28 protein-coding genes are annotated in these 25,004 nt (G+C 68.7%); 19 read left to right on the top strand and 9 right to left on the bottom strand.

The genetic code is table 11. The features are described 5' to 3' along the window. Complete coding sequence (locus KIT86_RS06115) at positions 1–630, top strand: TetR/AcrR family transcriptional regulator (protein ID WP_297396102.1); 630 nt, start codon at positions 1–3, stop codon at positions 628–630. A gap of 3 nt (positions 631–633) precedes the next feature. Next, on the top strand, positions 634–1,449 hold the full coding sequence (locus tag KIT86_RS06110; RefSeq protein ID WP_297396099.1) for a crotonase/enoyl-CoA hydratase family protein: 816 nt from the start codon (positions 634–636) through the stop codon (positions 1,447–1,449). A gap of 12 nt (positions 1,450–1,461) precedes the next feature. Here the strand turns inward: KIT86_RS06110 and KIT86_RS06105 are convergent, their stop codons facing one another. Beyond that, positions 1,462–1,899 carry a PACE efflux transporter gene (locus tag KIT86_RS06105; RefSeq protein WP_297396096.1) on the bottom strand — a complete coding sequence of 146 codons (438 nt, stop codon included), beginning with the start codon at positions 1,897–1,899 and terminating at the stop codon, positions 1,462–1,464. Positions 1,900–2,020: 121 nt separating this feature from the next. Here KIT86_RS06105 and KIT86_RS06100 point away from each other — a divergent pair, with 121 nt between their 5' ends. Then, positions 2,021–2,920: a LysR family transcriptional regulator gene (locus KIT86_RS06100; RefSeq protein ID WP_297396093.1), complete on the top strand. Its 900-nt coding sequence runs from the start codon at positions 2,021–2,023 to the stop codon at positions 2,918–2,920. Between the two features lie 4 nt (positions 2,921–2,924). On the opposite strand, the gene KIT86_RS06095 is transcribed toward KIT86_RS06100, so the two are convergent. Continuing rightward, positions 2,925–3,128 carry a putative motility protein gene (locus tag KIT86_RS06095; protein ID WP_297396089.1) on the bottom strand — a complete coding sequence of 68 codons (204 nt, stop codon included), beginning with the start codon at positions 3,126–3,128 and terminating at the stop codon, positions 2,925–2,927. A gap of 168 nt (positions 3,129–3,296) precedes the next feature. Between KIT86_RS06095 and KIT86_RS06090 the strand changes: the two genes are divergently transcribed. Then, positions 3,297–3,665 (top strand): VOC family protein, encoded by a 369-nt coding sequence (locus tag KIT86_RS06090; protein ID WP_297396086.1) that lies wholly within the window; start codon positions 3,297–3,299, stop codon positions 3,663–3,665. Between the two features lie 18 nt (positions 3,666–3,683). Here the strand turns inward: KIT86_RS06090 and KIT86_RS06085 are convergent, their stop codons facing one another. Then, a complete protein-coding gene (locus KIT86_RS06085; RefSeq protein ID WP_297396085.1) occupies positions 3,684–4,223 on the bottom strand; it encodes a hypothetical protein in 540 nt (179 codons plus the stop codon). Between the two features lie 101 nt (positions 4,224–4,324). On the opposite strand from KIT86_RS06085, the gene KIT86_RS06080 reads away from it, so the two are divergent. Next, on the top strand, positions 4,325–4,636 hold the full coding sequence (locus tag KIT86_RS06080; RefSeq protein ID WP_297396082.1) for a hypothetical protein: 312 nt from the start codon (positions 4,325–4,327) through the stop codon (positions 4,634–4,636). A gap of 43 nt (positions 4,637–4,679) precedes the next feature. Here KIT86_RS06080 and mdeB read toward each other — a convergent pair whose 3' ends face one another. Then, positions 4,680–7,283 (bottom strand): alpha-ketoglutarate dehydrogenase, encoded by a 2,604-nt coding sequence (gene mdeB, locus KIT86_RS06075; RefSeq protein ID WP_297396080.1) that lies wholly within the window; start codon positions 7,281–7,283, stop codon positions 4,680–4,682. Between the two features lie 101 nt (positions 7,284–7,384). Between mdeB and KIT86_RS06070 the strand changes: the two genes are divergently transcribed. Continuing rightward, positions 7,385–7,870 carry an Lrp/AsnC family transcriptional regulator gene (locus KIT86_RS06070; protein WP_297396078.1) on the top strand — a complete coding sequence of 162 codons (486 nt, stop codon included), beginning with the start codon at positions 7,385–7,387 and terminating at the stop codon, positions 7,868–7,870. 9 nt (positions 7,871–7,879) lie between these two features. On the opposite strand, the gene KIT86_RS06065 is transcribed toward KIT86_RS06070, so the two are convergent. Continuing rightward, a complete protein-coding gene (locus tag KIT86_RS06065; protein ID WP_297396075.1) occupies positions 7,880–8,665 on the bottom strand; it encodes an IclR family transcriptional regulator C-terminal domain-containing protein in 786 nt (261 codons plus the stop codon). 146 nt (positions 8,666–8,811) lie between these two features. Between KIT86_RS06065 and KIT86_RS06060 the strand changes: the two genes are divergently transcribed. From KIT86_RS06060 to KIT86_RS06045, 4 genes are read left to right on the top strand one after another with little or no spacing between them, the layout of a single operon-like run. Then, positions 8,812–9,495 (top strand): glycosyltransferase, encoded by a 684-nt coding sequence (locus KIT86_RS06060; RefSeq protein WP_297396072.1) that lies wholly within the window; start codon positions 8,812–8,814, stop codon positions 9,493–9,495. Then, positions 9,492–10,535, top strand: a complete 1,044-nt coding sequence (locus KIT86_RS06055) for an acyl-CoA dehydrogenase (RefSeq protein ID WP_297396070.1) — start codon at positions 9,492–9,494, stop codon at positions 10,533–10,535. Before KIT86_RS06060 ends, KIT86_RS06055 begins: the two co-directional genes overlap by 4 nt. Further along, positions 10,523–11,284 (top strand): PIG-L family deacetylase, encoded by a 762-nt coding sequence (locus KIT86_RS06050; protein WP_297396067.1) that lies wholly within the window; start codon positions 10,523–10,525, stop codon positions 11,282–11,284. Before KIT86_RS06055 ends, KIT86_RS06050 begins: the two co-directional genes overlap by 13 nt. 2 nt (positions 11,285–11,286) lie before the next feature. Beyond that, positions 11,287–11,895, top strand: coding sequence for an SAM-dependent methyltransferase (locus tag KIT86_RS06045; protein ID WP_297396065.1), 609 nt, complete (start codon positions 11,287–11,289; stop codon positions 11,893–11,895). A gap of 19 nt (positions 11,896–11,914) precedes the next feature. Here the strand turns inward: KIT86_RS06045 and KIT86_RS06040 are convergent, their stop codons facing one another. From KIT86_RS06040 to KIT86_RS06030, 3 genes are all read right to left on the bottom strand, one after another. Beyond that, complete coding sequence (locus KIT86_RS06040; protein WP_297396063.1) at positions 11,915–12,469, bottom strand: ferritin-like domain-containing protein; 555 nt, start codon at positions 12,467–12,469, stop codon at positions 11,915–11,917. Positions 12,470–12,592: 123 nt separating this feature from the next. Continuing rightward, a complete protein-coding gene (locus KIT86_RS06035) occupies positions 12,593–13,519 on the bottom strand; it encodes a DNA-binding response regulator (protein WP_297396061.1) in 927 nt (308 codons plus the stop codon). Beyond that, the gene (locus KIT86_RS06030; protein ID WP_297396058.1) at positions 13,503–16,928 is read right to left on the bottom strand and encodes an ATP-binding protein; all 3,426 of its coding nucleotides are present in this window, start codon (positions 16,926–16,928) and stop codon (positions 13,503–13,505) included. Before KIT86_RS06030 ends, KIT86_RS06035 begins: the two co-directional genes overlap by 17 nt. A gap of 148 nt (positions 16,929–17,076) precedes the next feature. Between KIT86_RS06030 and urtA the strand changes: the two genes are divergently transcribed. The 8 genes from urtA to KIT86_RS05990 all read left to right on the top strand — a co-directional run bounded on the left by urtA (position 17,077) and on the right by KIT86_RS05990 (position 24,052). Continuing rightward, the gene (urtA, locus tag KIT86_RS06025) at positions 17,077–18,354 is read left to right on the top strand and encodes an urea ABC transporter substrate-binding protein (RefSeq protein WP_297396055.1); all 1,278 of its coding nucleotides are present in this window, start codon (positions 17,077–17,079) and stop codon (positions 18,352–18,354) included. Between the two features lie 114 nt (positions 18,355–18,468). Then, complete coding sequence (gene urtB, locus KIT86_RS06020) at positions 18,469–19,383, top strand: urea ABC transporter permease subunit UrtB (RefSeq protein WP_297396220.1); 915 nt, start codon at positions 18,469–18,471, stop codon at positions 19,381–19,383. 23 nt (positions 19,384–19,406) lie between these two features. After that, the gene (urtC, locus tag KIT86_RS06015) at positions 19,407–20,615 is read left to right on the top strand and encodes an urea ABC transporter permease subunit UrtC (protein WP_297396052.1); all 1,209 of its coding nucleotides are present in this window, start codon (positions 19,407–19,409) and stop codon (positions 20,613–20,615) included. A gap of 18 nt (positions 20,616–20,633) precedes the next feature. Next, complete coding sequence (gene urtD, locus KIT86_RS06010) at positions 20,634–21,377, top strand: urea ABC transporter ATP-binding protein UrtD (protein WP_297396049.1); 744 nt, start codon at positions 20,634–20,636, stop codon at positions 21,375–21,377. A gap of 10 nt (positions 21,378–21,387) precedes the next feature. Continuing rightward, positions 21,388–22,077 (top strand): urea ABC transporter ATP-binding subunit UrtE, encoded by a 690-nt coding sequence (gene urtE / locus KIT86_RS06005; RefSeq protein WP_297396047.1) that lies wholly within the window; start codon positions 21,388–21,390, stop codon positions 22,075–22,077. A gap of 45 nt (positions 22,078–22,122) precedes the next feature. Further along, positions 22,123–23,349, top strand: a complete 1,227-nt coding sequence (fmdA, locus tag KIT86_RS06000; protein WP_297396044.1) for a formamidase — start codon at positions 22,123–22,125, stop codon at positions 23,347–23,349. A gap of 4 nt (positions 23,350–23,353) precedes the next feature. Continuing rightward, a complete protein-coding gene (locus tag KIT86_RS05995) occupies positions 23,354–23,695 on the top strand; it encodes a zinc ribbon domain-containing protein (RefSeq protein WP_297396042.1) in 342 nt (113 codons plus the stop codon). A 108-nt stretch (positions 23,696–23,803) separates the two neighbouring features. After that, positions 23,804–24,052, top strand: a complete 249-nt coding sequence (locus KIT86_RS05990; protein ID WP_367185424.1) for a PsiF family protein — start codon at positions 23,804–23,806, stop codon at positions 24,050–24,052. 19 nt (positions 24,053–24,071) lie between these two features. On the opposite strand, the gene KIT86_RS05985 is transcribed toward KIT86_RS05990, so the two are convergent. Next, on the bottom strand, positions 24,072–24,677 hold the full coding sequence (locus KIT86_RS05985) for a hypothetical protein (RefSeq protein ID WP_297396038.1): 606 nt from the start codon (positions 24,675–24,677) through the stop codon (positions 24,072–24,074). A 101-nt stretch (positions 24,678–24,778) separates the two neighbouring features. On the opposite strand from KIT86_RS05985, the gene KIT86_RS05980 reads away from it, so the two are divergent. Beyond that, positions 24,779–25,003: a hypothetical protein gene (locus KIT86_RS05980; protein ID WP_297396035.1), complete on the top strand. Its 225-nt coding sequence runs from the start codon at positions 24,779–24,781 to the stop codon at positions 25,001–25,003. The last annotated feature ends 1 nt before the right edge of the window (position 25,004 follow it).

The raw sequence follows: 25,004 nt of genomic DNA, 5'->3' as shown, positions 1-25,004 counted from the left end.
ATGAACCCTTCGTCTTCGAGTTCCGCAGGCCCCTGGGCCGCCAGCGTGCGCGACATGAAGCGCGTGGCCATCCTCGCCGCGGCGAGCGAAGTCTTTGGCGAGCACGGCCTGCAGGGTGCCACCATGCGGCAGATCGCGCAGCGCGCGGGCTGCACCACCGGTGCCATCTATCCGCTGTTCGCGAGCAAGGAGCTGATCTACGCCGAGCTGCTCGCGACCTCGCTGGCCGATCTGCACGCCCAGGTGTCCGCCGCCGCCAGCGGCGCGGGCGCGGGCCTGCCGCACGAGCGCGCCGCCAGGGCCTTTCTGGACCACTACCTCGCGCGCCCCTACGAGGTGAACCTCGGTCTCTACGCCTTCAACGGCCTGAAAAAGCTCGGCGTCGGCAAGGAACACGACCTCGCGCTCAACAAGGCGCTGATGGACACCCTCGTGCTGCTCTCGCCGCACGCCCGGCGCAGCCGCCACAGCCCGCCCGACGCCGAAGCCATGGCCACCTTCGCGCAGCTCATCGGCACCCTGGTGCTGCACCAGGCCGGGCGCCTGCAGTTCGCCAAGCTTTCCCCCAGGCAGCTCATCGAGCATTCATTGACCACCCGCCGGCGAGCCGCCGGACAGCAGGAGACATGACACATGGCAGTGCGAACCGAAAAGAACGGCCCGGTCTGGACCATCATCCACAGCCGGTTTGATGAAGCGCGCAACGCGATGGACCCCGAGAGCGCCGACGCCCTCGTGGCCGCGCTGCAGGCCTTCGACAAAGACGCCAGCGCCTCCGTGGCCGTGCTCTGGGGCGAGGGCGGCGCCTTCTGCGCCGGCTGGGACCTGAAGTACGCCAGCACCCTGAACGACCGCGAGAAGTTCGACGCCGACATCGCGCGCGGCCTGGCCTTCCCCATGGGTGCCAACGACGCGCCGCGCGGCCCGCTCGGGCCCACGCGCCTTGAACTCTCCAAACCCGTCATCGCCGCCGTGGAAGGCCCGGCCGTCGCCGGCGGCATGGAGCTCGCGCTGTGGTGCGACATCCGCGTCATGGCCGACAGCGCCTACTTCGGCGTTTACTGCCGGCGCTGGGGCATCCCTTTGCTCGACGGCGGCTCCGTGCGCCTGCCGCGCCTCGTGGGCCAGGGCCGCGCGATGGAAATCATCCTCACCGGCCGCAAGGTGCCCGCCGCCGAGGCGCTGGCCATCGGCATGTGTGAAAAAGTCGTGGAAGAGGGGGGCGCACGCGCCGCCGCCGAAGCCATGGCGCAGGAGATCGCGCGATTCCCCCAGGCTGCCGTGCGGGCCGACCGCCGCACCGTGCACGAAACCTATGGGTTGCCGCTGCGCGAGGCCATGCGCCGCGAATGGCACAACGGCGTGGAAGCGCACTGGGAGCAGGGCGCCGATGGCGCCGGCCGCTTTGCCGCCGGCCTGGGCCGCAGCGGCGACTTCGCCAAGATCTGACGAAGCCGGGGCTCAGGCCCCCTGCGGCGCGGGCTGCGCCGAGGCCGGCAGGCCGAAGATCTTGTCGAACGCCAGGTTGAACACAAAGGTGTAGACCAGGAAAAACACGATCAGGCCCAGGTCCAGCACGAAGGCCTGCCAGAGCGAGATGTCCAGCCACCACGCGAACAGCGGCACCAGCGTGATCACCAGGCCCGCTTCAAAACCGATTGCGTGCGCCACGCGGCGCCACACGCTGCGCCCGCGCCGGGCCTGGCGCGCCTCCCAGCGCTCGAACAAGGTGTTGTAGACCAGGTTCCACACCACCGCGATGGCCGAGGCGGCCACGGCCGCCACGCTGGCATGCCCCATCTGGGCACCCGACAGCAGGGCCAGCCCGGCGGTGGACATGGTGATGGCGATGACCTCGTAAAGGGTGATGTAGACAACTTTGCGCTTGATGCCTTGCATGGCGAAACTCCGATATCCCTGGCCTCCGGGCCGGTCTGGCTGAGGCAATGAAGGCATGTTAGATCGCCATGGCTGACGGTAAAAGTCAGATACTTTCAGAAAATCTGATAAGTTAAGCGCCATGGCCTTCTCCAGCGACAACGTGCGCGTCTTCCTCGCGGTGCTCGACGCCGGCTCGTTCTCGGCCGCCGCGCGCCAGCTCGGGCGCGTGCCTTCGGCCGTCAGCATGACCATCGCCCACCTGGAAGCCGAACTCGATCTGGTGCTGTTCGACCGCAGCGCGCGCGAGCCCCGGCCCACCGACGTGGCGCGAGCGCTGGAGCCACAGGCCCGGCAGCTCGCCAGCCAACTGCGCCAGCTGCAGGCCCACGCCGAAGGCCTGCACCAGGGGCTGGAGCGCCAACTGACCATCGCCATTGCGCCCGAGCTGCTGTCCGCGCCCTGGAGCGAGCCGCTGGCCGTGCTGGCCGCCGAGTTTCCGGCGCTCATCGTGGAAGTGCGCTCGGCCCCGCAGGCCGACGCCTTGCGCATGCTGCACGCGGGCGATGCCCAGCTGGCGCTTGTGTTCGAACGCCCGGGCACCGACGAGCGCGAGGGCTTTCAGGAGCTGGGGCAGGAAATCCTGGTGGCCGTCATATCACCCGCTCACCCTGAAGCGCAGGCGCGCCAGGGCCGGCTGCAGCTCAACGACCTGATCGACATCCGCCAGATCGCCGTGGTCAGCCGCGACCCGCGCGGCCGCGATCCGCGCCTGCTGCTCTCGCGCCACATCTGGCGCACCGACAGCCACCTCGCCACGCTCAGCCTGGTGCAGGCGGGCCTGGGCTGGGCCTACCTGCCGCGCAGCCTCATTGCGCCCATGGTGGCCGCGGGCACGCTGACGGAAATCCGCTTCAACAACATCAGCAACGAGTTGCGCGTGTGGGTGGACGTGGTGTGGCACACCGACCGGGCCATGGGGCTCGGTGCCAAGCGGTTCATCGAGCTGATGCGGCAGGCCGCTTCGAGCGCGCCGGCCTGAGCGTTCAGACCAGGGCGTTCACCTGCGTGCCCAGCGAGCCGCTGCTGGCCAGCGGCAGGGCGGCCGGCAAGGCGTTGAGCATCGCCATGGCGCTGGACGACTGGATGTCCTGCGCCTTCTTCAGCACCTGGATCTGCACCTCGCTGGTGACCTGGTCGCGCTTCATGTCGGCAACGGCGTGGACAAGGGCGGCGGGAGAAACGTCCATGGGGATTTCCAAACGGGAAGAAGAGAGATGCCCCTGTATCGACCGCCGGGGGACGAACTTGACCCGCACCCCATCCCGCAGCGCCCCGCGCGCACTCGCGCGTTGACCTACCGCAAGGTGGGGCGGTGGCTGGCGTCCTAACCTCCCTGGTTTCAGAGAGGGGCGAACATGTTCGATCACATCGGTATTCCCGCCAGCGATGTCCAGGCCAGCGAGGCCTTTTTCCTGAGTGCATTGGCGCCGCTGGGGGTGGGCGTCGCCATGAAGGGTCCGCACGGCGTGGGCCTGGGCAAGGGCGGCAAACCTTCGCTCTGGCTGTCCGAGTCCAAGGACAGTCCGGTGCCCTTGCACCTGGCGTTCAAGGCGGACCGCCGCAGCGAGGTCGACGCGTTCCACCGCGCCGCAATGGCCGCGGGCGCGAAAGACAACGGGCCTCCAGGGCTTCGCCCTCACTACCACGCCAACTACTACGCCGCCTTCGCCATCGCGCCCGATGGCCACAACGTGGAGGTGGTGTGCCATTGGCCTGAGCCCTGAGTGCGGCGGCGGGGCGGTCTAGCCGGAGCAGCGCACGAGGTAGCGGCTGAAGACCACGTGATAGCGGCCCGCCTGATCGCGGGGCAGCGGCACCGGATCCAGGTTGGAGAAACGGCCTTGCTCGCGCCAGTCGGGGACGAAGGTGTAGGCCGCCTTGCCGGACCAGCTCAGCCCGTGCACGGGATCGATGAGCGGATTCACCGCCTCGCGATCGTTGTCGCCCACATCCCGCACGCGGATGCGCCAGACGCTGTCGTTTGCCGCGCGAGCGCCCTCGGGCAGCACACCGAGACCGCCCCAGGTGCCGTCGCTCATCATGGCGCAGGCGACCCGAACCACGCGGCCGGCCGATACCACCTCACGGGGGACGCCCGCGGCCTGCAGCGCGGTTCGCATCCGGACGGCATGGGAATGGCCGGCTTGAAGCTCCTCGGGCGTGACCGTGGCCTGGACCGCCACGGTGGCCACGCTGTTCACGGGCGGCGCCGAAGCGCAGGCCCCCAGCAAGCCCATGGCGACCGCGCTGGCCACCAGAGGACGATGGATCAAGGCACGCATGCATGTCTCCTGCAGAATGGACGCTGGCATCCCGTCACCGATCCATGGCCGATCGGGCGAGCGGCCTGCCGGACTGTCCCGTGACGGAACTGAGATTCAACATGAACTGCAGATTCTTCCACACAGCGCTTGTTTGCCTGGCAGGTCTCCCGTTGATCGCCTGCACGCACGCCTTCCAACTGCGGACGCCCTTGGTCGCGACGCCCGACGGCTTTTCGTATCGATCGGATTGCCCGGGGTATTGCGATCTGCATTCGCCCGATGCCGAAGAAGCGCGCCTTCGCAACCTGGGCATGGCCCTGCAGCAGGCGCGGATGTGCCCGAACGGCTACCTCATCGTCCAGCGGTCGTCTCACGGCGTCACGCTTCACTCGGTCCCCACGATCGTGAACTACGAGGGGCATTGCCGGTAGGGCCTCTGCCCGGCATTGGCACCCGTGGCGCCGGCCCCGTCGGTCAGCGCGCCGGCTGAGGCAGCGCGGCGCGCGCCTGCCGCGCGATGTGCGCCGCGTCGACCTGGAAGAAGGCGCGCAGCGCGGCGCGCGTGTCGCTGCGGCCGAAGCCGTCGGTGCCCAGCGTGTGCAAGCGCCGGCCTTCGGGCACGAAGGCGCGCACGCTCTCGGGCACGGTGCGCACGTAGTCGGTCGCGGCGATCACCGGGCTCGCGCTGTCGGCCAGCAGTTGTGTGAGGTGCGAGCGCTCACCGTGCGCCACGCCGTCGCGTGCGAGCTCGCTCCAGCTGGTGATGCTGAACACATGCACGCCAATGCCTTGCGCGGCCAGTTGCACGGCGGCCTTGAGCACCTCGGTGAAGATCGCGCCCGAGCCCAGCAGGGTCACCTGCTGTGCGGCGTGGTCGGGGCCGAAATGGCCGAACCGGTAGCCGCCCTTGAGCACGCCCTCAGCCGCCCCCTCGGGCAAATCCGGCTGGGCGTAGTTCTCGTTCATGAGCGTGACGTAATAGAACACGTCCTGTTGCTCCACCAGCATCTCGCGCATGCCGGCGTCCAGGATGATGGCGAGCTCGCCCGCGAAGGCCGGGTCGTAGGCCTTGCAGTTGGGAATGGTGGCGGCCACGAGGTGGCTGCTGCCGTCCTGGTGTTGCAGGCCCTCGCCCCCCAGCGTGGTGCGCCCTGAGGTGGCACCGAGCAGGAAGCCGCGCGAGCGCTGGTCGGCCGCGGCCCAGATCGCATCGCCCACCCGCTGGAAGCCGAACATGGAGTAGTAGATGTAGAACGGCAGCATGGCCAGGCCGTGCACGCTGTAGCTGGTGGCGGCGGCCGTCCAGCTGGCGATGGCGCCGGCCTCACTGATGCCTTCTTCCAGGATCTGCCCGTCCAGCGCCTCGCGGTAGCTCAGCACCGAGCCGATGTCTTCCGGTGCGTAGCGCTGGCCCACGCTGCTGTAGATGCCGACCTGCTTGAACAGGTTGGCCATGCCGAAGGTGCGCGCCTCGTCGGCCACGATGGGCACGATGCGCGGGCCCAGGTCGGCGTCTTTCAGCAGGCTGCCGAGCATGCGCACAAAGGCCATGGTGGTGCTCATCTCCTTGCCGTCGGCCTTGAGCGCGAAGCTGGCGTAAGCCTCGATCGCGGGCACGGGCACCACCGCGCAAGCGGTCTCGCGCCGGGGCATGGCGCCGCCCAGCCGCTCGCGGTGCTCGCGCAGGTAGCGCATCTCGGCGCTGTCGTCGGCGGGTTTGAAGAAGACCAGGCCGGTGGCCTGTTCGTCGGAGAGCGGCAGGTTGAAGCGGTTGCGGAATTCGATCAGGTCGGCGCCGTCGAATTTCTTCTGGCTGTGTGTGGTCATCTTGCCCTGGCCCGCGCTGCCCATGCCGTAGCCCTTCTTGGTCTGCGCCAGGATCACGGTGGGCTGGCCGGTGTGTGCAGCCGCGCGCGCGTAGGCGGCGTGGATCTTCACCAGGTCGTGGCCCCCGCGCTTCAAGCGGTCGATCTGTTCGTCGGTCATGCCCTGCGCCAGGCGGGCGAGCTCTTCGTTCTGGCCGAAGAAGTTGTCGCGGTTGAAGCGGCCGTCCTTGGCGGCGAAGGTCTGCATCTGGCCGTCCACCGTGTGGGCGAAGGCGCGCACCAGCGCGCCGGTGACGTCGCGCGCGAAGAGGCCGTCCCAGTCGCTGCCCCACACCAGCTTGATCACGTTCCAGCCCGCGCCGGCAAAGAGTTTTTCCAGCTCGTCGATGATGCGGCCGTTGCCGCGCACCGGGCCGTCCAGGCGCTGCAGGTTGCAGTTGACAACCCACACCAGGTTGTCCAGCCTCTCGCGAGCGGCCAGGGTGAGGGCGCTCATGCTTTCGGGCTCGTCCATTTCGCCATCGCCGAAGACGCCCCACACCTTTCGGCCGGTGCAGTCCTGCAGGTGGCGGTGCGTGAGGTAGCGCATGAAGCGCGCGTGGTAGATCGAGCTGATGGGGCCGATGCCCATGGAGCCGGTGGGGAACTGCCAGAAATCGGGCATCAGCCACGGATGCGGGTAGCTGCACAGGCCGCGCGCGCCGCTGGCCGGCGCGGTGATTTCCTGGCGGTAGTGCAGCAGATCGGCCTCGCTCAGCCGCCCTTCCAGGAACGCGCGCGCGTACACGCCGGGCGCGCTGTGCGGCTGGAAGAACACGAGGTCACCGCCATGTTGTTCACTGCGGGCGTGGAAGAAGTGGTTGAAGCCGGTCTCGAACAGGTCGGCCGCGCTGGCGTAGCTGGCGATGTGCCCGCCCAGTTCGCCATAGGCCTGGTTCGCGCGCACCACCATGGCCAGCGCGTTCCAGCGCATGAGCGAGGCCAGGCGTTCCTCCACCGCGAGGTCGCCGGGGAAGGCGGGCTGGTCTTCCACCGCGATGGTGTTGATGTACGGCGTGTTCAGCTCGGGCTGCCAGCCGATGCGCTGCTGGCGCGCCAGGCGGGCGAGTTCGGTCAGGATCTGCCGCGCCCGCGCCGGCCCCTGGCTGGCCGCCAGCGACAGCAAGGACTCGCGCCATTCGAGGGTCTCTTGCGGGTCGGGGTCGGCCGACAGGGATGCGCTGGCCTGCGGTGGCCGGGAAATGTCGTTCATGGTGGGTGCTCCTGGATCAGGCACTGTAGGCGCGACAGGCTGGCAGTTGGTGTCGATCGGACGCACGGGCGCGCCATCTGCAGGCATAAAATGCTTGCACCATGAAAGCGGACGGCACAAACCACTTCGATGCCACCGATCTGAAGATTCTGGAAGAGCTTCAGAAAGACGCCAGCCTCTCCAACGTCGAGCTGGCCCGGCGCGTGCACCTCTCGCCGTCGCCCTGCCTGGCGCGGGTGCGGGCGCTGGAGGCGCGTGGGCTGATCCGCCAGTACGTGGCGCTGCTGGACGCCAAGCAGCTCGGGCTGCACCTCAACGTGTTCATCTCCATCAGCCTCAAGCAGCAGAGCCGCCAGGCGCTGGAGGAGTTCGAGTCGCGCATCAGCATCCGCGACGAGGTGATGGAGTGCTACCTGATGACGGGCGACGCCGACTACCTGCTGCGCGTGGCCGTGCCCGACATGCCGGCGCTGGAGCGCTTCATCCTGGAGCAGCTCTCGCCCATCGCCCAGGTGGAGAAGATCCGCTCAAGCTTCGCGCTCAAGCAGGTGCGCTACAAGACGGCCTTGCCGCTGAGCGAGGCCTGAGGCGCGCGCTCAGAGCAGGGGCCGCGCGCTGCGCGCGGTCTCCTGCAGCACCGGCAGGATGCGCTTGACGGCGAGCTCGCTGGTCTCGTTGTTCATGGGCATGGTCACGCTCATGGCGCCCAGCAAAGCGTCGTTGTGGTCCCACAGCGGCACCGCGACACCGCGGTAGTTCATCTCCAGCTGCTGTTCGGAAATGGCCCAGCCCTGTTCGCGCGCCTTCATCAGGTGCTGGTGCAACTGCGGCTTGTCCAGCACGGTGTGCGAGGTGAAGGGGCGCAGCGTCTGCGTGGCGAGCCAGGGTTCCCAGAAGCCCGGCCCCAGCGCGGCCAGGATCGCCATGCCCGCAGCTGTCAGGTGCGGCTGCACGCGCGAGCCCAGCATGTAGCCCGTGTTGAGGTGGCGCTGCGTGCCACTGCGCGCGATGTAGACCAGTTCGTCGTGGTCCAGCACGGCGGCGTAGGCGACCTCGCCGGTGCCGGCGGTCACGCGCTGCAGGTAGGGCTGCACGGCGCGCGGCAGGCGCGCCGATTCCAGGTAGGCCTGGCCCAGCCGCATCACGCGCGGCGTGAGCCAGAACAGCTTGCCGTCGGTGGTCACGTGGCCGGTGTGCACCAGCGTGAGCAGGTAGCGTCGCGTAGCGGTGCGCGTCATGCCGCAGCGCTGGGCGGCCTGGCTGGCCGTCATGCGCGAGTGTTCGGCATCGAAAGCCTCGATGAGGTGCAGGCCCTTCTCCAGGCCGGCGATCCAGTCGCGGCGTTCCATGTCCTGGGGGGCGTCGTAGGGCGGTGGGGGCATGCGGTGGATTCTGCCGCGTGTGTTCAGGAACCCCGACGTCAGGCCTGCCGAGGCGCGCGCGATGGCGCACAGCGCGGTACCGAACAGACCGGCAGGGGCACCTCCGATGTAATGCCTGCATGTGCCCTCCGGCACCGGAGCACGCCTTGTTGGCCATCATCATTCCCGCGAACAACGAAGAAGAGGCCATCGGCGGCTGCCTGCGCTCGGTGTCGGCCGCGGCCGCCTGCCCGGGCCTCGCGGGCGAGCCGGTGCTGACCATCGTCGTGCTGGACGCCTGCACCGACGGCACGGCGGCCATTGCCCACGAGGCTGGCGCGGTCACCACCACGGTCGAGGTGCGCAACGTGGGCATGGCCCGCGCGGCAGGTGCGCGCCTGGCCCTGGCGCTGGGCGCGCGCTGGCTCGCCTTCACCGACGCAGACACCACCGTGGCCCCCGAATGGCTGCACGAGCAGATGGCCCTGGGCAGCGATGCGGTGTGCGGCACGGTCAGCGTGAAGGACTGGGGCGTCTATGGCGAACCCATGCGCCGCCACTTCAATGCCACCTACACCGACGTCGACGGGCACCAGCACATCCATGGCGCCAACCTGGGCGTGAGCGCCGAGGCCTACCACCGCGCCGGGGGCTTCGAGCCGCTGGCCACCCGCGAGGATGTGGCCTTCGTGCAGGCCTTGCAGGCGGTGGGCGCGCGCATCGCCTGGTCGGCGGCGCCGCGCGTCGTCACCAGTGCGCGCAAGCTCTTCCGCGCGCCCGGCGGGTTCGGCTCGACCCTGCTCGCCCTGGCCCAGGGCCATTTGCCCATGTCCCCGGAAGGCGGCGCATGAAGCCCGAGGGCGCGGGCGCCTGCCTGCGCGCCTGGCTCGACGATGCGCTGACCGGGCTCGACCCCGATGCCGGTCCCGCGCAGGGCCTGGCGCGGCTGGTGCACCAGGGCCTGGACGAGGTGCCCCTGCCCGGGCAGGGCAGCACCTTGTTGCGCTGGCAACTGTTGTCCAGGGTCGCCGAGCACGATCTGTCGCTGGCCAAGCTGGTGGAAGGGCACCTCGATGCCCTGGCTGTGCAGGCGGAGGTCGCACCCGGTGCGCTGCCGCCGCCCGGTGCCACCTGGGGCATGTGGGCGTCGGAGGCGCCGGGCGGGCGCACCAGCTTTGAGGCCCTCGGCGGGGACGAGGTGTGTCTGAACGGCCGCAAGGCCTGGTGCTCCGGCGCCGCTCGTCTCAGCCACGGCCTGCTCACCGCGTGGTCCGCCGGCGGCACGGGGCCGCAACTGGTTCGCGTGGCCCTGTCGCAGCCGGGGGTGCGGGTGTCGGACGCTGCGTGGCAGGCGGTCGGCATGGCGGCCAGCGCCAGCGGCGACATCACCTTCCAAGACGCCGTGGGCCACCGCGTGGGCGAGGAAGGGGCCTACCTGCAGCGCCCGGGCTTCTGGCAGGGCGGCGCGGGCATCGCCGCCTGCTGGCATGGCGGGGCGCTGGCGCTGGCCAACACCTTGCGCCAGACCCTGGCCGAGGCGCCACCTGAGCAGCGCAGCGCCTTCCGGCTGGCCGCGCTGGGCCGGGTGGACGTGGCCCTGCAATCCACGGCCGCCCTGCTGCGCGAGGCGGCGCGGTGGATCGACCAGCACCCCACTCAGGACGCCAGCGCGCTGGCGCTGCGCGCGCGCCTGTGCGCCGAGCGCAGTGCCACCCTGGTGCTGGACGAGGTGGGGCGCGCGCTGGGCGCCACGCCCTTCTGTCGCGACCGTCGCTTCGCGCGCATGGCGGCAGACCTGCCGGTCTACCTGCGCCAGAGCCACGCCGAACGCGACCTGGCCGCGCTGGGCGAACGCGCGGTCGCACCGCAGGGCACGCCATGGTCGCTGTAGCAGCGCCACCGCGCATCGAGGGCGAGGGCACCAGCGAGTCCACCTGGCAGCACTGGCTGGGCGCCACGCCGTGCGCGGAGCTGTCGATGGCGCAGGCGCTGGCGCCGTCGCAGCGCCTTGTGGTGGTGGCGCCCCATCCCGATGACGAGGTGCTGGCCTGCGGCGCCCTGGTGGCCCTGCATGCCGCGCGCGGCGGCGAAGTGGTGTTCGTCGCCGTGACCGACGGGGAGGCCAGCCACGGCGGGCTGTGCCTGCAAGATCGGCGCGGGCTGGCGTTGCAGCGGCGCGAGGAGCGCCTGCGCGGCCTGGCGCGCCTGGGCATCGCGCACCCCCAGGTGCACACGCTGGCCCTGCCCGATGGCGACGTGCAGGCACACGGCGGCCTGCTGTGGGGCTGGCTGCTGTGGTTCCTGCGCCCCCGCGATGTGGTGGTGAGCACCTGGGAGGGCGACGGCCATCCGGACCACGACAGCACCGGCCGCGTCACCCAGGGCGCCTGCCTGCGCATGGGCTGCCGCTTCCTCGCCGCGCCGGTGTGGATGTGGCACTGGGCCGTCCCCGCCGACGCGCGCGTGCCCTGGCACCGCCTGCGCCGCCTGGCCCTGGACGCCGACGCGTGCGGGCGCAAGCAGGCGGCGCTGTCGGCCCACGTCTCCCAGCTCACGCCGCGCAGCGCCAGCCTGGGTGCCGTGCTGGGCCGCAGCCTGCTGGCGCGCGCGGCGTGGCCTCACGAATACTTTTTTGTCTGACCATGCCCGACACCCCAGGCCCGAACCACTTCGATGAGCTGTTTCGCCAGAACGACGACCCCTGGGGTTTCCGCTCGCGCTGGTACGAGGCGCGCAAGCGCGCCCTCACGGTCGCCTGCCTGCCCACGCGGCGCTACGCCCGCGGGTACGAGCCGGGCTGCGCCAACGGCGAACTCTCGGCGCAACTGGCCGAGCGCTGTGAGCGCCTGCTGGTGTCGGATGTGTCGGCGCGCGCGGTGGCTCTTGCCCGCGAGCGGCTGGCTGCGCTGGCCCACGTCGAGGTGGTGCAGGCGCACCTGCCCGCCGACTGGCCCGAGGGCGGCTTCGATCTCATCGCCATCAGCGAGCTGGGCTACTTCGTGGACGCGGCATCGCTCGATGCCATCGCCGCGCAGGCGCGCGCAGCCCTGCTGCCGGGCGGCACGGTGCTGGCGTGCCATTGGCGCCGCCCGATCCGGGGCTGCGCACTCGACGGCGATGCCGTGCACGAGCGACTGGCCCGTGGCCTGGGGCTGCCGGTGTTGTGCGAGCTGCGCGAGGCGGATTTCGTGCTCCATGTGTGGAGCAGCGATCCGCGCTCGGTCGCCGAGCGCGAAGGCTTCGACTGGTAGCGCGGGTCCGGCAAAGCCCTCAAGCTGCTTGGGTGGGGGCGGGCACCTGGGTGAGCAGGTCGGCCAGCTCGTCGGCGTGTTCCTCCTCCACCGCAAGGATGGATTCGAACAGCCGCCGGGTGGTCGGGTCGTCCGCGCCCACGACCTCGATCGCGTGGCGGTAGCTGTCGATGGCGATGCGCTCGGCCACCAGGTTCTCCCGGATCATGTCGCCCAGCGTCACGCCTTCGACGTACTCGGCGTGGCTGCGCCGGCTCAGGGAGTCGGGCGAGAAGTCGGGTTCGCCGCCGAGTTGAACGATGCGCTCGGCCAGCTGGTCGGCGTGGCCCTGTTCCTCGTTGGAGTGAACCAGGAACTCGGCCGCCGTGGCGTGCGAGTGGATGCCGCTGGCCATGAAGTGGTGGCGGCGGTAGCGCAGCACGCACACCAGTTCGGTGGCCAGGGCTTCGTTGAGCAGCTCGATGACTTTCTCGCGGTTGGCGCTGTAGCCGGCGGTCACGGCGCCTTCTTCGATGTGCTGGCGCGCGCTCTGTCGCAGTTCGGTGATGTCAAGGGGTTTGGTGGGCGGGTTCATGGTGTTCTCGGGTGGGGCGGAGGGGGGTTTCCAGCGGCGGCATCTGCGCCGCCATTGAGCATGGATCGCCGGCGCGCCCGCGTCGGTGCTTTGCCGCACAGACCGGGCTGCCCGGTCCCGCCGTCACGCCTGCGGCAACAGGCGCCCGGCGATCGCCGCCGCCGCCGAGCGCGTCTCCACGCCCAGCTTCTCGAACACGTGCTCCAGGTGCTTGTTCACCGTGCGCGGGCTCATGCCGAGGATGTCGGCGATGTCGCGGTTGGTCTTGCCCTTGGCCAGCCACGAGAGCACCTCGGTCTCGCGCGGCGTGAGCGCGATGTCGCGCAGGCGCTGCGCGGCGTCGCTGTCGGGCGGCGTGAGCGTGAGCAGGAGCATGGCCTCGCCCAGGTTGCCCTGTCCCATGTGGCGCGCCAGCAGGCGGCCGTGGCGGCCGAGGTCGCGCGTCGTGTCGCCCTGGTTCAGCGAGGCGCCCAGCCACTCGCGTGCGCGCTGGCCGGCGGTGGCGTCCTGGCCAAAGGCCAGCGCCAGCCAGGCCGTGGCCTGGGGCGAGCGCCAGGCCAGGCGGCCCTGGGTGTCCAGCACCACGGTGCCCATGCCGGCCACGTCCACCGCTTCCTGCGCCAGGCGGGTCACGCGCGCGTTGCGCACGTGGGTGGCCAGGCGCGCCATCACCTCGGGAATGCGCAGCGGCTTGACCACGTAGTCCACCCCGCCGCTGGCAAAGCCGCGCAGGATCTGCTCGCTCTCGGACAGCCCGGTCATGAACACGATGGGCACGTGCGCCCAGGCCGGCGTGGCCTTGATCCGTTCGCACAGCGTGAAGCCGTCCATGCCGGGCATGACCGCGTCGAGCAGCACGCCGTCGGGCACGGCGACCTCGAAGCGCTCCAGGGCTTCGTCGGCATCGCGCGCGGCCAGCACCACATAGCCTTCGGCCACCAGCGCGTCGCCCAGCATGCGCAGGGTGTCCACCGCGTCGTCCACCACCAGGATCACGGGTGGCGTGACCGAGGGCGGCGCAGGGACCATGGGGTCAGTCGTCGATGTCATCTTCCGTCAGCTCCGCGGTGTCTCTGAGGTACTCGATCAGGGTTTGAAAGTCGAAGCGGTCGGCGCACGACTGCAGCAGCGCCAGCGTGGCGGCGTGCGCGGGCTCGGCGGTCTGGGCCTGCCACAGGCGCTGGCGCAGCGCGGCGGCCTGCCCCTGGCGGGCCAGGCGCTGCAGTTCCTCGCGCAGGTCCTCGGGCAGCGGCAGGCCCGTGACGCGGTGGCGCACGAAGCTCACCGGCGTGGCGGCCGGGGCCTGCTCGGTCAGCCACTCCAGCGCCAGCGCGTGCTGGAGCGCGTCGAGCAGTTCCGACTCCATCATGGGTTTGGCGACGAAACCCTGGCAGTCCAGCGCGGCGAGTTGTTCGGGCCGGTTGTCGAACAGGTTGGCCGAGACAAACACGATGGGCAGGCGGGATGCGGGCAGCAGCTTGCGCACGGCCGCGGCGGTCTGCCAGCCGTCCAGCCCGTCCATGGTCAGGTCCAGCAGCAGGCCATCGGGCGGGTGCTGCTCGACGATTTCCAGGCATTCCTGGCCGCTGGCCGCCTCGCGCACCACGAAGCCCAGTGGGACCAGGATGCTGGCGAGCAGCTGCCGGTGCAGCGGCTGGTCGTCCACCACCAGCAGGGTGCGGCGCTCGCCGAGATAGCCGGTGACGGCGCGCAGCGTGGAGGGAATGGGCAGCGGGTGCTTGGGGTCCGAGGGAATCGGCGGCAGGTACAGGCGCAGCGAGAAGGTGCTGCCATGGCCCGGCCGGCTCTTGAGGAGCAGTTCGCCGCCCATCATGTCGGTGAGCAGGTGGGTGATGGTCAGGCCCAGGCCGGTGCCGGTGTCCAGCGCGCGCCGCCCCGCGCTGCCGCGCTCGAAGGGCAGGAAGATGCGCTTCTGGTCCTGCGCGGCGATGCCGATGCCGGTGTCGATGACGTCGATGCGCGCCACCTGCTGGCGCAAGTCCAGCCTCAGCGTGACCTCGCCCTCGTCGGTGAAGCGCACCGCATTGCTCAGCAGGTTGATCAGGATCTGGCGCAGGCGCTTGGCGTCGGCCCGCACCCAGGCCGGCAGTTCGCCTTCCTGCTGCACCACGAAGCGCAGGCCCTTGGCCTCGGCCTGCGGGCGCACCATGCGCTCCACGTCTTCGAGTAACTGCCCCAGCGGCAGCGGCACCGGGTCGAGCTTCAGGCGGCCGGCCTCGATGCGCGCGAGGTCCAGCGAGCCGTCGATCAGCGCGTGCATGTGCTGGCCGCTGCGCTGCATGGTGGCGATGGTCTCGCGCACCCAGACCGAGATGTCGTTGTGTTTCAGCAGGATCTGCGCGTAGCCCAGGATGCTGGTGAGTGGCGTGCGCAGCTCGTGCGTCATGCCTGCCACGTAGCGCGTCTTGGCCTGGCTCGCGGTCTCGGCGCGGTCGCGCGCGGACTGCAGTTCGGCATCGGTGCGCCGGTGGGCGTCGATCTCCTGCATCAGCAACTGGGTCTGCCGCTCGGACTCGTCCTGCGCCATGCGCCGGCTGTCGGTGGTCAGCACCACCCACCAGGCGCAGACCGCCGCCAGCAGCACCAGGAAGGCATAGATCTTGAGGAAGGGCGACTGCAGGGCCTCGGCCGGCGCGTGCAGGCTTTCCTGCAGGTAGACCATGCCGATCAGGAAGGCCATGATCGCGCTGAGCGAGAGCCACACCGCGAGGAACTGGCCCGCACGGAAGTTCACGCGCAGCATCACGCCCTGCGGCAGCACGGCCGTGAGCGCGGCGCGCACCAGGTCGATGGCGCGCGAGTTGGTTTTGCAGCGGTCGTGGCAGCGCGATTCGAGCGAGCAGCACAGCGAACAGATCGGCGCCTGGTACGCCGGGCAGCTGGCCATGTCTTCCGACTCGAACTGGTTCTCGCACACCGAGCAGCGCACCGCTTCGCCGGGCTTCCAGCCGCCCGACGGGGTGCGCGCCAGGTAGTAGCGGCCCTGGGTGGCCCAGGCGATCAGGGGCGAGAGCACCAGCGCCAGGCCCAGCGCGATGAAGGGCGAGAAGGCGGCGGCGTATTCGCCCATGACGCCCGCATAGGCCAGGCTGGCCACCAGCGCCGCGATGATCATGGAGCCCATGCCCACCGGGTTGAAGTCGTAGAGGTAGGCGCGGCGGAACTCGATGCCTTTGGGGCTCAGGCCCAGGGGCTTGTTGATCACGAGGTCGGCCACCAGCGCGCCCACCCAGGCGATGGCCACGTTGCTGTAGACGCCCAGCACCTTCTCGATGCCGGCGAACACGCCCAGCAGCATCAGCAGCGTGGCGATGCAGACGTTGAACACCAGCCAGACCACGCGGCCAGGGTGGCTGTGCGTGACGCGCGCGAAGAAATTGGACCAGGCCAGCGAGCCGGCGTAGGCGTTGGTCACGTTGATCTTGATCTGCGCCAGGATCACGAAGACCACCGTCATGGCCACCGCCAGGCCCGGGTGGCCCACGGCCTCGTTAAAGCCGGCCAGGAACATCTGCGTGGGCTCGGCGGTGCGCTCGGGGTCGACCTCGAACTGCATCGCGGCGAACGCCAGGAAGGCACCGCCCACCATCTTGAGCATGCCCATGACGATCCAGCCCGGGCCGGGGATCAGCACCGCGGCCCACCAGCGCCAGCGGTTCTCGCGCTTGCGCTCGGGCATGAAACGCAGGAAGTCCACCTGCTCGCCGATCTGCACCACCAGCGAGAAGATGACGGCTGCGGCCGCGCCGAACATCAGCGGGTGGAACTCGCTGCTGCCCGAGCGGATGCCGGCAAGGCTGGTGAAGTCGCGGTACAGCTGGGGCTGCGAGAGCCCGATCCACACGAAGGGCAGCAACAGCAGGAACAGGTAGAGCGGCTGCGTCCAGGCCTGGAGTTTCGAGATGAGGGTGATGCCCCGGATGACCAGCGGGATGATGACCACCGCCGAGATCAGGTAGCACCAGGCCAGCGGCCAGTCGGTCGCCATCTGCAGGGCCAGCGCCATGATCACCGCCTCGATGGCGAAGAAGATGAAGGTGAACACCGCGTAGATCAGCGAGGTGATGGTCGAGCCCAGGTAGCCGAAGCCGGCGCCCCGGGTGAGCAGGTCCATGTCCAGCCCGTAGCGCGCGGCGCAGTAGGCGATCGGCAGGCTGGTGAAGAAGATCACCAGGCCCACCACCAGGATGGCCCACATGGCGTTGGCGAAGCCGTAGTTGACCGCGATCGCGCCGCCAATCGCTTCCAGCGCCAGGAACGACAGCGAGCCGAAGGCGGTGTGGGCCACGCGCCACTCGCTCCACTTGCGGAAGCTGCGCGGCGTGTAGCGCAGCGCGTAGTCCTCCATGGTTTCGTCGGCCACCCAGGAGTTGTACTCCCGGCGGAACCGGAAGATTTTCTGGGCGGCAACGGGCTGTGCGGGCTCGGGCAAGGGCATGCCTGGGACGCTAGCAAGAACCGGCCCTACCCACCAGACCGGGGCCCTACGTTATTTGACGTATGGGCGGGCGCAAGGGCTTTCCCTAGTCTTCAACCCAGTCGGCACACCGCCGGTTCCACCGCCCCAAACGTCCCAGGAGTCCTCCATGAAGCACGCTTCCGATCCGAATGCCCAGTTGCCCGAGTCCCTCGAAACCCCGCAGGCCAGCCGCCGCCGCGTGCTGCAGATGTTGGGCGTCGCCGGCATGGCCGGCCTGCCGGCCTGGAGCTTTGGCCAGCCCACCGCCTCGGTCAACACCACCAAGCTGGCCGTGACCGACACCGAAGTCACCGTGGGCCAGCTGCACTCTTCCACGGGCACCATGGCGATCTCGGAAACGGGCTCCATTCAGGCCGAGCAGCTTGCCATCGATGAGATCAACGCCATGGGCGGCATCCTGGGCCGCAAGATCAAGGTGATCAAGGAGGACGGCGCCTCCGACTGGCCGACCTTCGCCGAGAAGTCCAAGAAGCTGCTGATCAACGACCGCTGCGCCGCCGTCTTCGGCTGCTGGACCTCGGCCTCGCGCAAAGCCGTGCTGCCGGTGTTCGAGAAGGAAAACGGCCTGCTGTACTACCCCACCTTCTACGAAGGCCTGGAGCAGTCCAAGAACGTGATCTACACCGGCCAGGAAGCCACGCAGCAGATCCTCTACAGCCTGGACTGGGCGCAGAAGGAGAAGAAGGCCAAGACCTTCTTCCTGATCGGCTCGGACTACATCTGGCCGCGCACCTCGATGAAGATCGCGCGCAAGCACATCGAGAACTTCCAGAAGGGCAAGGTCGTCGGCGAGGAGTACTACCCCCTGGGCAGCACCAACTTCGGCTCGCTGATGAACAAGATCAAGCTGCAGAAGCCCGACTGCATCTTCTGCGCGGTGGTGGGCGGCTCCAACGTGGCCTTCTACAAGGCGCTCAAGGCCGCCGGCATCACGGGCGACAAGCAGTTGCTCGTCACGCTCTCGGTGACCGAGGACGAGATGACCGGCGTGGGCGGCGAGAACTTCCAGGGCTTCTACTCGTCGATGAAGTACTTCCAGTCGCTGGAGAACGAGAACAACAAGAAGTTCGTGGCCGCCTTCAAGGCCAAGTACGGCAAGGACGCGGTGATTGGCGACGTGACCCAGGCCGGCTACCTCGGCCCCTGGCTGTGGAAGGCCGCGGTGGAGAAGGCCAAGAGCTTCGACGTGGACAAGGTGGTGGCCGCCTCGCGCACCGGCATCGAGCTCAAGACCGCGCCCGAGGGCTACGTGAAGCTCGACCCGAACCACCACCTCTGGAGCAAGTCGCGCATCGCCATGGGCATGCCGGACGCGACCTTCAAGGTGGTGGCCGAGTCACCTGATCTCATCAAACCCGATCCGTTCCCCAAGGGTTATCAGTAAGCCCACCCCCGCCAGGGGGCAACGCTGGCGGGCCGGCGCAGCCGGACCCGCGGCGTTCTGGATCGAGAGGTCTGCTCTCGTTGCCTTTTCTTTGCCTGGAGAGTCCTCATGGACATGAGTTTCAACGACCTGCTCAACATCGGCCTGATGCAGGGTTTCGCCGGCCTGAGCCTGTTCGCGGTGCTGCTGCTCATGGGGCTGGGCCTGGCCATCATCTTTGGGCAGATGGGCGTGATCAACATGGCCCATGGCGAGTTCATGACCATCGGCGCCTACACCATCTTCCTGGGCTCCACGCTGGCCAACGCCATCAGCCCGGGCGCCGTGGCGGCCTATTTCCCGTTTGCCATCGTCGCGGCCTTCGTGTTCGCGTTCGCGGCCGGCTGGTTCATCGAGTGGGCGCTGATCCGCCACTTGTACAAGCGGCCCCTGGACACGCTGCTGGCCACCTGGGGCATCAGCCTGGCGCTGCAGCAGTGTTTCCGCACCTTCATCGGCCCCAAGGAAGTCAGCCCCACGCTGCCCGACTGGTTGCTGGGCTCCTGGGCGCCAGCCGAGGGCCTGGACATTCCGATCAACGGCATGTTCGTGCTCGCGCTCACGGCGGTGGTGACATGCGGCGTGCTGGTCGCGCTGCACAAGAGCCGCTGGGGCCTGCGGGTGCGCGCCACGGTGAGCAACCGCGTGATGGCCAACGCCATCGGCATCGACACCCGCAAGACCGACCGCCTGACTTTCGCCATTGGTTGCGGCATCGCCGGGGTGGCCGGCGCGGCCTTCACCACCATCGGTTCCACCGGCCCGACCTCGGGCTCGCTCTACATCGTCGACGCCTTCCTGGTCGTCACCTTCGGCGGCGCGGCCAGCCTGCTGGGCACCGTGGTCTCGGCCTTCGGCATCGCCCAGACGCAGTCGATCACCGAGTTCTTCATGGCCGGCTCCATGGCCAAGATGCTCACGCTGTCGCTGATCGTCGTGATCCTGATGCTGCGGCCGCAAGGGTTGTTCGCCAGCAAAGTCCGCCGCTGATTTTTTGTCTCCCGGAGTCCGTCATGAACGCCCTGAAAGCCTGGATCGCCCGCTACCAGCTCGCCAGCCTGGTCCTGCTCACCGTGCTGCTCGCGGTGGTGCTGCCGCTCAGCCTCGACATCTTCCGCCTCAACCTGGTCGGCAAGTACCTGACCTACGCCTTCGTGGCCATCGGCCTGGTGATGCTCTGGGGCTACGGCGGCGTGCTCAGCCTGGGGCAGGGCGTGTTCTTCGGCCTGGGCGGCTACGCCATGGCGATGTTCCTCAAGCTGGAAGCCTCCGACCCCGAGGCCACCAAGATCCAGTCCACGCCCGGCATCCCGGACTTCATGGACTGGAACCAGCTCACCGAGCTGCCCTCGTTCTGGCTGCCGTTCAAGAGCTTTCCGTTCGCGCTGGCCGCCGTCATCGTGGTGCCCACGCTGCTGGCCTGGATCATCAGCTTCGCCATGTTCAAGCGGCGCGTGGGCGGCGTGTACTTCGCCATCATCACGCAGGCCGTGGCGCTGATCCTGACCGTGCTCATCATCGGCCAGCAGGGCTACACCGGCGGCGTCAACGGCATGACCGACCTCAAGACCCTGCTGGGCTGGGACACCCGCACCGACAGCGCCAAGCTCATCCTGTACTACGTCTGCGTGGGCATGCTGGTGATCTCCATCGTGGTCTGCCGCTGGATCCAGACCAGCAAGCTCGGCACCCTGCTGCTGGCCATGCGCGACAAGGAAGACCGCGTGCGCTTCTCGGGCTACGACGTGGCCGACTTCCGCATTTTCGTGTTCTGCCTGGCGGCCGCGCTCTCCGGCATCGGCGGCGCCCTGTTCACGCTGCAGGTGGGCTTCATGTCGCCCAGCTTCGTGGGCATCGTGCCTTCGATCGAAATGGTGATCTACGCCGCCGTGGGCGGGCGCATGAGCCTGGTGGGCGCGGTGTACGGCGCGCTGATCGTCAATGCCGGCAAGACCTACTTCTCCGAGAGTTTTCCCGACCTCTGGCTGTTCCTCATGGCCGGCCTCTTCATCGGCGTGACCATGGCCTTCCCCATGGGCCTGGCCGGCCTGTGGGAAAGCAGGATCGTGCCCTGGTGGAAGTCGCGCCAGGCCGCGCTGCGCGAGGCCGCGGCCGCACGGCCCCAGCCGCCTTCGCCGCCGCCGCACGCGCCCATGGCCAAGACCCCCCCAGCCGCCGTGGATGCGCCGCTGCCCGAAGGCACGCGCAGCCAGGGTGTGTGAACGCAAGGAGCCCGCACCATGAGCAACACCGACTTCGCCCTCTCCGTGGAAGACCTGACGGTCTCCTTCGACGGCTTCAAGGCCATCGACAAGCTCACGCTCTACGTCGACAAGAACGAGCTGCGCGTGATCATCGGCCCCAACGGCGCGGGCAAGACCACGCTGCTGGACCTGATCTGTGGCAAGACCAAGGCCAGCGCGGGCAGCATCAAGTTCAAGAACCACGAAATCATCCAGGTGGCCGAGCACAAGCGCGTGCGCCTGGGGATCGGCCGCAAGTTCCAGACGCCCTCGATCTACGAGAACCTCTCGGTGTTCCAGAACCTGGAGGTGTCGTTTCCCTCGGGCCGCTCCGTGTGGGGCGCGCTGGCCTTCACCGCCACTGAGGAGATCCAGGCCCGCGTGAAGGCGGTGGCCGAGGACATCGGCCTGGGCGACAAGCTCGAGACCGAGGCCGGCCTGCTCTCGCACGGGCAGAAGCAGTGGCTGGAGATCGGCATGCTGCTGATGCAGGAGCCCGAGCTGCTGATGCTGGACGAACCCATCGCCGGCATGAGCGCGCGCGAGCGCGACCTGACCGCCGAACTGCTGCAGCGCATCTGCCAGAACCGCGCCGTGATCGTGATCGAGCACGACATGGACTTCGTCAAGAAGATCGCTCACAAGGTCACCGTCATGCACCAGGGAAAGATCCTGGCCGAAGGGCCCATGGACCAGGTGCAGGCCGACCCCAAGGTGATCGATGTGTACCTGGGCCACTGAAGGAACCGCCATGCTGAAAGTCAAGGACCTCGTCGTCGCCTATGGCCAGAGCCAGGCGCTGCACGGCATCTCGTTCGAGGGCCGTGAGAATGAAACCGTGGCCATCATGGGCCGCAATGGCATGGGCAAGACCACGCTGTTCAAAAGCCTGATCGGCGTGTTGCCGATCAAGAGCGGCCACATCTCGGTGGCCGGCCAGGAAGTCTCGCAACTGGAGAGCTTCCAGCGCGTGGCCAAAGGCATTGCCTATGTGCCGCAGGGCCGCATGATCTTCCCCACGCTCACGGTGGAAGAGAACATCCAGACCGGCCTGGAGAACGCGAAGGACAAGACCATCCCGGAAGAAATCTACGCGCTGTTCCCGGTGCTGTGGGACATGCGCCGGCGCAAGGGCGGCAACCTCTCGGGCGGCCAGCAACAGCAGCTGGCGATCGCGCGCGCGCTCGTCACCGACCCCAAGGTGCTGCTGCTCGACGAACCCACCGAAGGCATCCAGCCGTCCATCATCAAGGACATCGCCAAGGCGCTCAACGAGATCCGCAAGATGCGCAAGATCACCATCGTGGTCTCCGAGCAGGTGCTCTCGTTCGCCATGGACGTGGCCGACCGCCTGTTCGTCATCGAGGGCGGCCGCCTGGTGCACGAGACCGAGCGCGCCGACACGGACCAGCAGCGCATCAAGTCCTACCTCTCCGTCTGATCTCACCCTCTCTCTCTCTTCCGTCCACCCCAAGGAGCACAAGCCATGCCCGAGACCCTCATCAAAGTCGACCTGAACGCCCCCGCCCCCAGCAACGAGATGGTGCACAACCGCTGGCACCCGGACATCCCCATGGCCTGCTGGGTCAACCCGGGCGATGACTTCGTGCTGGAAACCTACGACTGGACCGGCGGCTTCATCCAGAACAACGACAGCGCCGACGACGTGCGCGACATCGACCTCACCACCGTGCACTACCTCAGCGGCCCGGTGGGGGTAAAAGGGGCCAAGCCCGGCGACCTGCTGGTGGTCGAGCTGCTCGACATCGGCGCCAAGGACGACAGCCTGTGGGGCTTCAACGGCTTCTTCAGCAAGAAGAACGGCGGTGGCTTTCTCACCGAGCACTTCCCGCAGGCGCAGAAGTCCATCTGGGACTTTCACGGCATGTTCACCACCTCGCGCCATGTGCCGGGGGTGAAGTACGCCGGCCTGATCCACCCCGGCCTGATCGGCTGCCTGCCCGACCCCCAGATGCTGGCGACCTGGAACACGCGCGAGCAGGCGCTGATCGATTCCGACCCCGCCACCAGCGGCCTGGCCAACCCGCCGTTTGCCGGCACCGCCCACATGGGCAAGCTCACGGGCGAGGCCAAGGCCAAGGCCGCGGCCACCGGCGCGCGCACCGTGCCGCCGCGCGAACACGGTGGCAACTGCGACATCAAGGACCTCTCGCGCGGCTCCAAGGTCTTCTTCCCGGTCTACGTGGACGGCGCAGGCCTCTCGGTGGGCGACCTGCACTTCAGCCAGGGCGACGGCGAGATCACCTTCTGCGGCGCCATCGAGATGGCCGGCTGGGTGCACATGAAGGTGTCCATCATCAAGGACGGCATGGCCAAGTACGGCATCAAGAACCCGATCTTCAAGCCCAGCCCGATCACGCCCACCTACAACGACTACGTGATCTTTGAGGGCATCAGCGTGGACGAGAGCGGCAAGCAGTACTACCTCGATGTGAACGTGGCCTACCGCCAGGCCTGCCTCAACGCGATCGAGTACCTCAAGAAGTTCGGGTATTCGGGCGCGCAGGCCTACTCCATCCTGGGCACGGCGCCGGTGCAGGGCCACATCAGCGGCGTGGTGGACGTGCCCAACGCCTGCGCCACCCTGTGGTTGCCGACGCAGATCTTCGACTTCGACATCAACCCCAACGCGAGCGGCCCGATCAAGCACCTCGACGGCTCGGTGGTGATGCCGCTCTCACCGGACCTGTGACGCCATGCCGACCTACGACTACGACTGTCCGTCCTGCGGTGGCTTCGAGGCGTTGCGCTCCGTGAGCGAACGCGACGAGCCGGCCTGCTGCCCCGACTGCGGCATCGCCTCGCCGCGCGTGTGGGTGAGTGCGCCGCGCTTGGCGCTCATGGACGGCGGCACGCGCACCGCCATGGGCATCAACGAGCGCGCGCGCCACGAGCCCAGGATGTCGCGCGACTACCAGCGGCTCAAGCACCCGGCGGGCTGCGGCTGCTGCGGCTCAGGGCGCAGCAAGGCCACGGTGACGGCGCCCAACGGCGCCAAGGCCTTTCCGGGCAAGCGGCCCTGGATGATCAGCCACTGACCGGGCCGCGCAGCCAGGCGCCGTCAGGTTGAATACCCCAGGGGGGTATTCTTGACAGCCAGGCGGCCAGCGCCTTCAATGGGGCTTTCGTCCCTCCTGGAGATGTCCATGCGCCTCGTTGTCCTGTGTTCGTTCGCCGTTGCCGCCCTGATGCCCGTGGCTTCGTTTGCCGAGGGGCCGAGCTGCAACGCGGCGGCGGCCGAGAAAAAGCTCGCCGGCGCGGCCAAGACCTCGTTCCTGAAGAAATGCACGAAGGATGCGGCGGCCAGCTGCGACATGGCCGCGGCCGAGAAGAAGCTCTCGGGCGCCGCGAAGACCAGCTTCAGCAAGAAGTGCAACCGGGACGCCGTGGGCTGACCCGTGACACCGGTGGGTGTCAGAGACCGGTGAGTTCCCCATAGGCCCGCCGCGTCAGCGGGTCGACCGCCGCCAGCACCTGGTCGTGGCGGGTCTGGTGGCGCCGCCACAGGCGGGCCGAGGCGATGCCGCGCGAGCGGCAGAACCAGTGGCAGGTGTGCTGCATCAGGAAGAGCTCGGCCGTCAAGGTGTAGGCCTTGTCGCGCGGCGATCGGTTCGCATGGTTGGCCGCGGCTTCGGCGATGCCCCTGGCGTGGATGCGCAAGGCCTCGCGCAGGTCGAAGCCCGCGCCGGGCCACCAGCGGTGCGCCCCGGGCAGGGCGATGGGCAGCGTGCTCACGCGCGTGGCGCTCGCCTCGACCTTGGCGAAGTCCTGCGTGAAGCGGTCGAACTGGCTGACGATGCTCGATTCGGCCGTCACCAGCCATTGCCAGATCTGATCGCGGCGAGCCGCATCGGTTTCTCCCAAGGCCCGCAGGTAGCCCTGGGTGAGTTTTTCCATCGTCGCCTCGATCTGGTAGGGGCCCAGGTGTTGGCTCAGGAGCGCGATGCGCTTCTTCTGTTCTCGGGAATGAAGGAAGGCCAGGCCGAGGAGAACGGCCAGCGCCAGCGTCAGGATGTCCATGAAAGGCATTCGGGCTTGGGGAAAGGACGCCAGTGTAGGGTGCCCAAACAGCGGTGGGGATGCGAGAATGACTTCTCCGTGACGCCACGCCCTAGCCACCCATGCCCCATCACCTTCCCTTGATCATTGCCGCCGCCGTCGGCTGGGCCGCCTGTCTGACCGGCATCGCCTGGCTTGCGTCGGACTGGCTCGGGCGCGCGCTCTCCATCGCCGAAACCGTGCTGCTCGGCGGCATGCTGGGCGTGGCGGTGGCGGTGATCGTGCAGGCGCGCCTGCAGCGCCAGCGCCGCAAGCTCGACGACATGCGCGATTCCGCGCTCTGGTGAC

This window comes from Hydrogenophaga sp. (genome assembly GCF_026125825.1).
Taxonomy (GTDB): Bacteria; Pseudomonadota; Gammaproteobacteria; order Burkholderiales; family Burkholderiaceae_C; genus Hydrogenophaga.
This window is presented reverse-complemented; position numbering and strand designations above follow the sequence as displayed.

What these genes read in the sequence shown, in the direction of transcription:
- KIT86_RS05990 (WP_367185424.1), top strand. Translation starts at nt 23,804, where the DNA reads ATGCGCCTCGTTGTCCTGTGTTCGTTCGCCGTTGCCGCCCTGATGCCC.
- mdeB (WP_297396080.1), bottom strand. Translation starts at nt 7,283, where the DNA reads ATGAACGACATTTCCCGGCCACCGCAGGCCAGCGCATCCCTGTCGGCC.
- KIT86_RS06050 (WP_297396067.1), top strand. Translation starts at nt 10,523, where the DNA reads ATGGTCGCTGTAGCAGCGCCACCGCGCATCGAGGGCGAGGGCACCAGC.
- KIT86_RS06030 (WP_297396058.1), bottom strand. Translation starts at nt 16,928, where the DNA reads ATGCCCTTGCCCGAGCCCGCACAGCCCGTTGCCGCCCAGAAAATCTTC.
- KIT86_RS06055 (WP_297396070.1), top strand. Translation starts at nt 9,492, where the DNA reads ATGAAGCCCGAGGGCGCGGGCGCCTGCCTGCGCGCCTGGCTCGACGAT.
- KIT86_RS05995 (WP_297396042.1), top strand. Translation starts at nt 23,354, where the DNA reads ATGCCGACCTACGACTACGACTGTCCGTCCTGCGGTGGCTTCGAGGCG.
- KIT86_RS06105 (WP_297396096.1), bottom strand. Translation starts at nt 1,899, where the DNA reads ATGCAAGGCATCAAGCGCAAAGTTGTCTACATCACCCTTTACGAGGTC.
- KIT86_RS05985 (WP_297396038.1), bottom strand. Translation starts at nt 24,677, where the DNA reads ATGGACATCCTGACGCTGGCGCTGGCCGTTCTCCTCGGCCTGGCCTTC.
- urtE (WP_297396047.1), top strand. Translation starts at nt 21,388, where the DNA reads ATGCTGAAAGTCAAGGACCTCGTCGTCGCCTATGGCCAGAGCCAGGCG.
- KIT86_RS05980 (WP_297396035.1), top strand. Translation starts at nt 24,779, where the DNA reads ATGCCCCATCACCTTCCCTTGATCATTGCCGCCGCCGTCGGCTGGGCC.
- urtA (WP_297396055.1), top strand. Translation starts at nt 17,077, where the DNA reads ATGAAGCACGCTTCCGATCCGAATGCCCAGTTGCCCGAGTCCCTCGAA.
- KIT86_RS06100 (WP_297396093.1), top strand. Translation starts at nt 2,021, where the DNA reads ATGGCCTTCTCCAGCGACAACGTGCGCGTCTTCCTCGCGGTGCTCGAC.
- KIT86_RS06045 (WP_297396065.1), top strand. Translation starts at nt 11,287, where the DNA reads ATGCCCGACACCCCAGGCCCGAACCACTTCGATGAGCTGTTTCGCCAG.
- KIT86_RS06095 (WP_297396089.1), bottom strand. Translation starts at nt 3,128, where the DNA reads ATGGACGTTTCTCCCGCCGCCCTTGTCCACGCCGTTGCCGACATGAAG.
- KIT86_RS06035 (WP_297396061.1), bottom strand. Translation starts at nt 13,519, where the DNA reads ATGACATCGACGACTGACCCCATGGTCCCTGCGCCGCCCTCGGTCACG.
- KIT86_RS06065 (WP_297396075.1), bottom strand. Translation starts at nt 8,665, where the DNA reads ATGCCCCCACCGCCCTACGACGCCCCCCAGGACATGGAACGCCGCGAC.
- KIT86_RS06080 (WP_297396082.1), top strand. Translation starts at nt 4,325, where the DNA reads ATGAACTGCAGATTCTTCCACACAGCGCTTGTTTGCCTGGCAGGTCTC.
- KIT86_RS06090 (WP_297396086.1), top strand. Translation starts at nt 3,297, where the DNA reads ATGTTCGATCACATCGGTATTCCCGCCAGCGATGTCCAGGCCAGCGAG.
- KIT86_RS06115 (WP_297396102.1), top strand. Translation starts at nt 1, where the DNA reads ATGAACCCTTCGTCTTCGAGTTCCGCAGGCCCCTGGGCCGCCAGCGTG.
- urtB (WP_297396220.1), top strand. Translation starts at nt 18,469, where the DNA reads ATGAGTTTCAACGACCTGCTCAACATCGGCCTGATGCAGGGTTTCGCC.
- KIT86_RS06040 (WP_297396063.1), bottom strand. Translation starts at nt 12,469, where the DNA reads ATGAACCCGCCCACCAAACCCCTTGACATCACCGAACTGCGACAGAGC.
- KIT86_RS06110 (WP_297396099.1), top strand. Translation starts at nt 634, where the DNA reads ATGGCAGTGCGAACCGAAAAGAACGGCCCGGTCTGGACCATCATCCAC.
- KIT86_RS06070 (WP_297396078.1), top strand. Translation starts at nt 7,385, where the DNA reads ATGAAAGCGGACGGCACAAACCACTTCGATGCCACCGATCTGAAGATT.
- fmdA (WP_297396044.1), top strand. Translation starts at nt 22,123, where the DNA reads ATGCCCGAGACCCTCATCAAAGTCGACCTGAACGCCCCCGCCCCCAGC.
- urtD (WP_297396049.1), top strand. Translation starts at nt 20,634, where the DNA reads ATGAGCAACACCGACTTCGCCCTCTCCGTGGAAGACCTGACGGTCTCC.
- KIT86_RS06085 (WP_297396085.1), bottom strand. Translation starts at nt 4,223, where the DNA reads ATGCGTGCCTTGATCCATCGTCCTCTGGTGGCCAGCGCGGTCGCCATG.
- urtC (WP_297396052.1), top strand. Translation starts at nt 19,407, where the DNA reads ATGAACGCCCTGAAAGCCTGGATCGCCCGCTACCAGCTCGCCAGCCTG.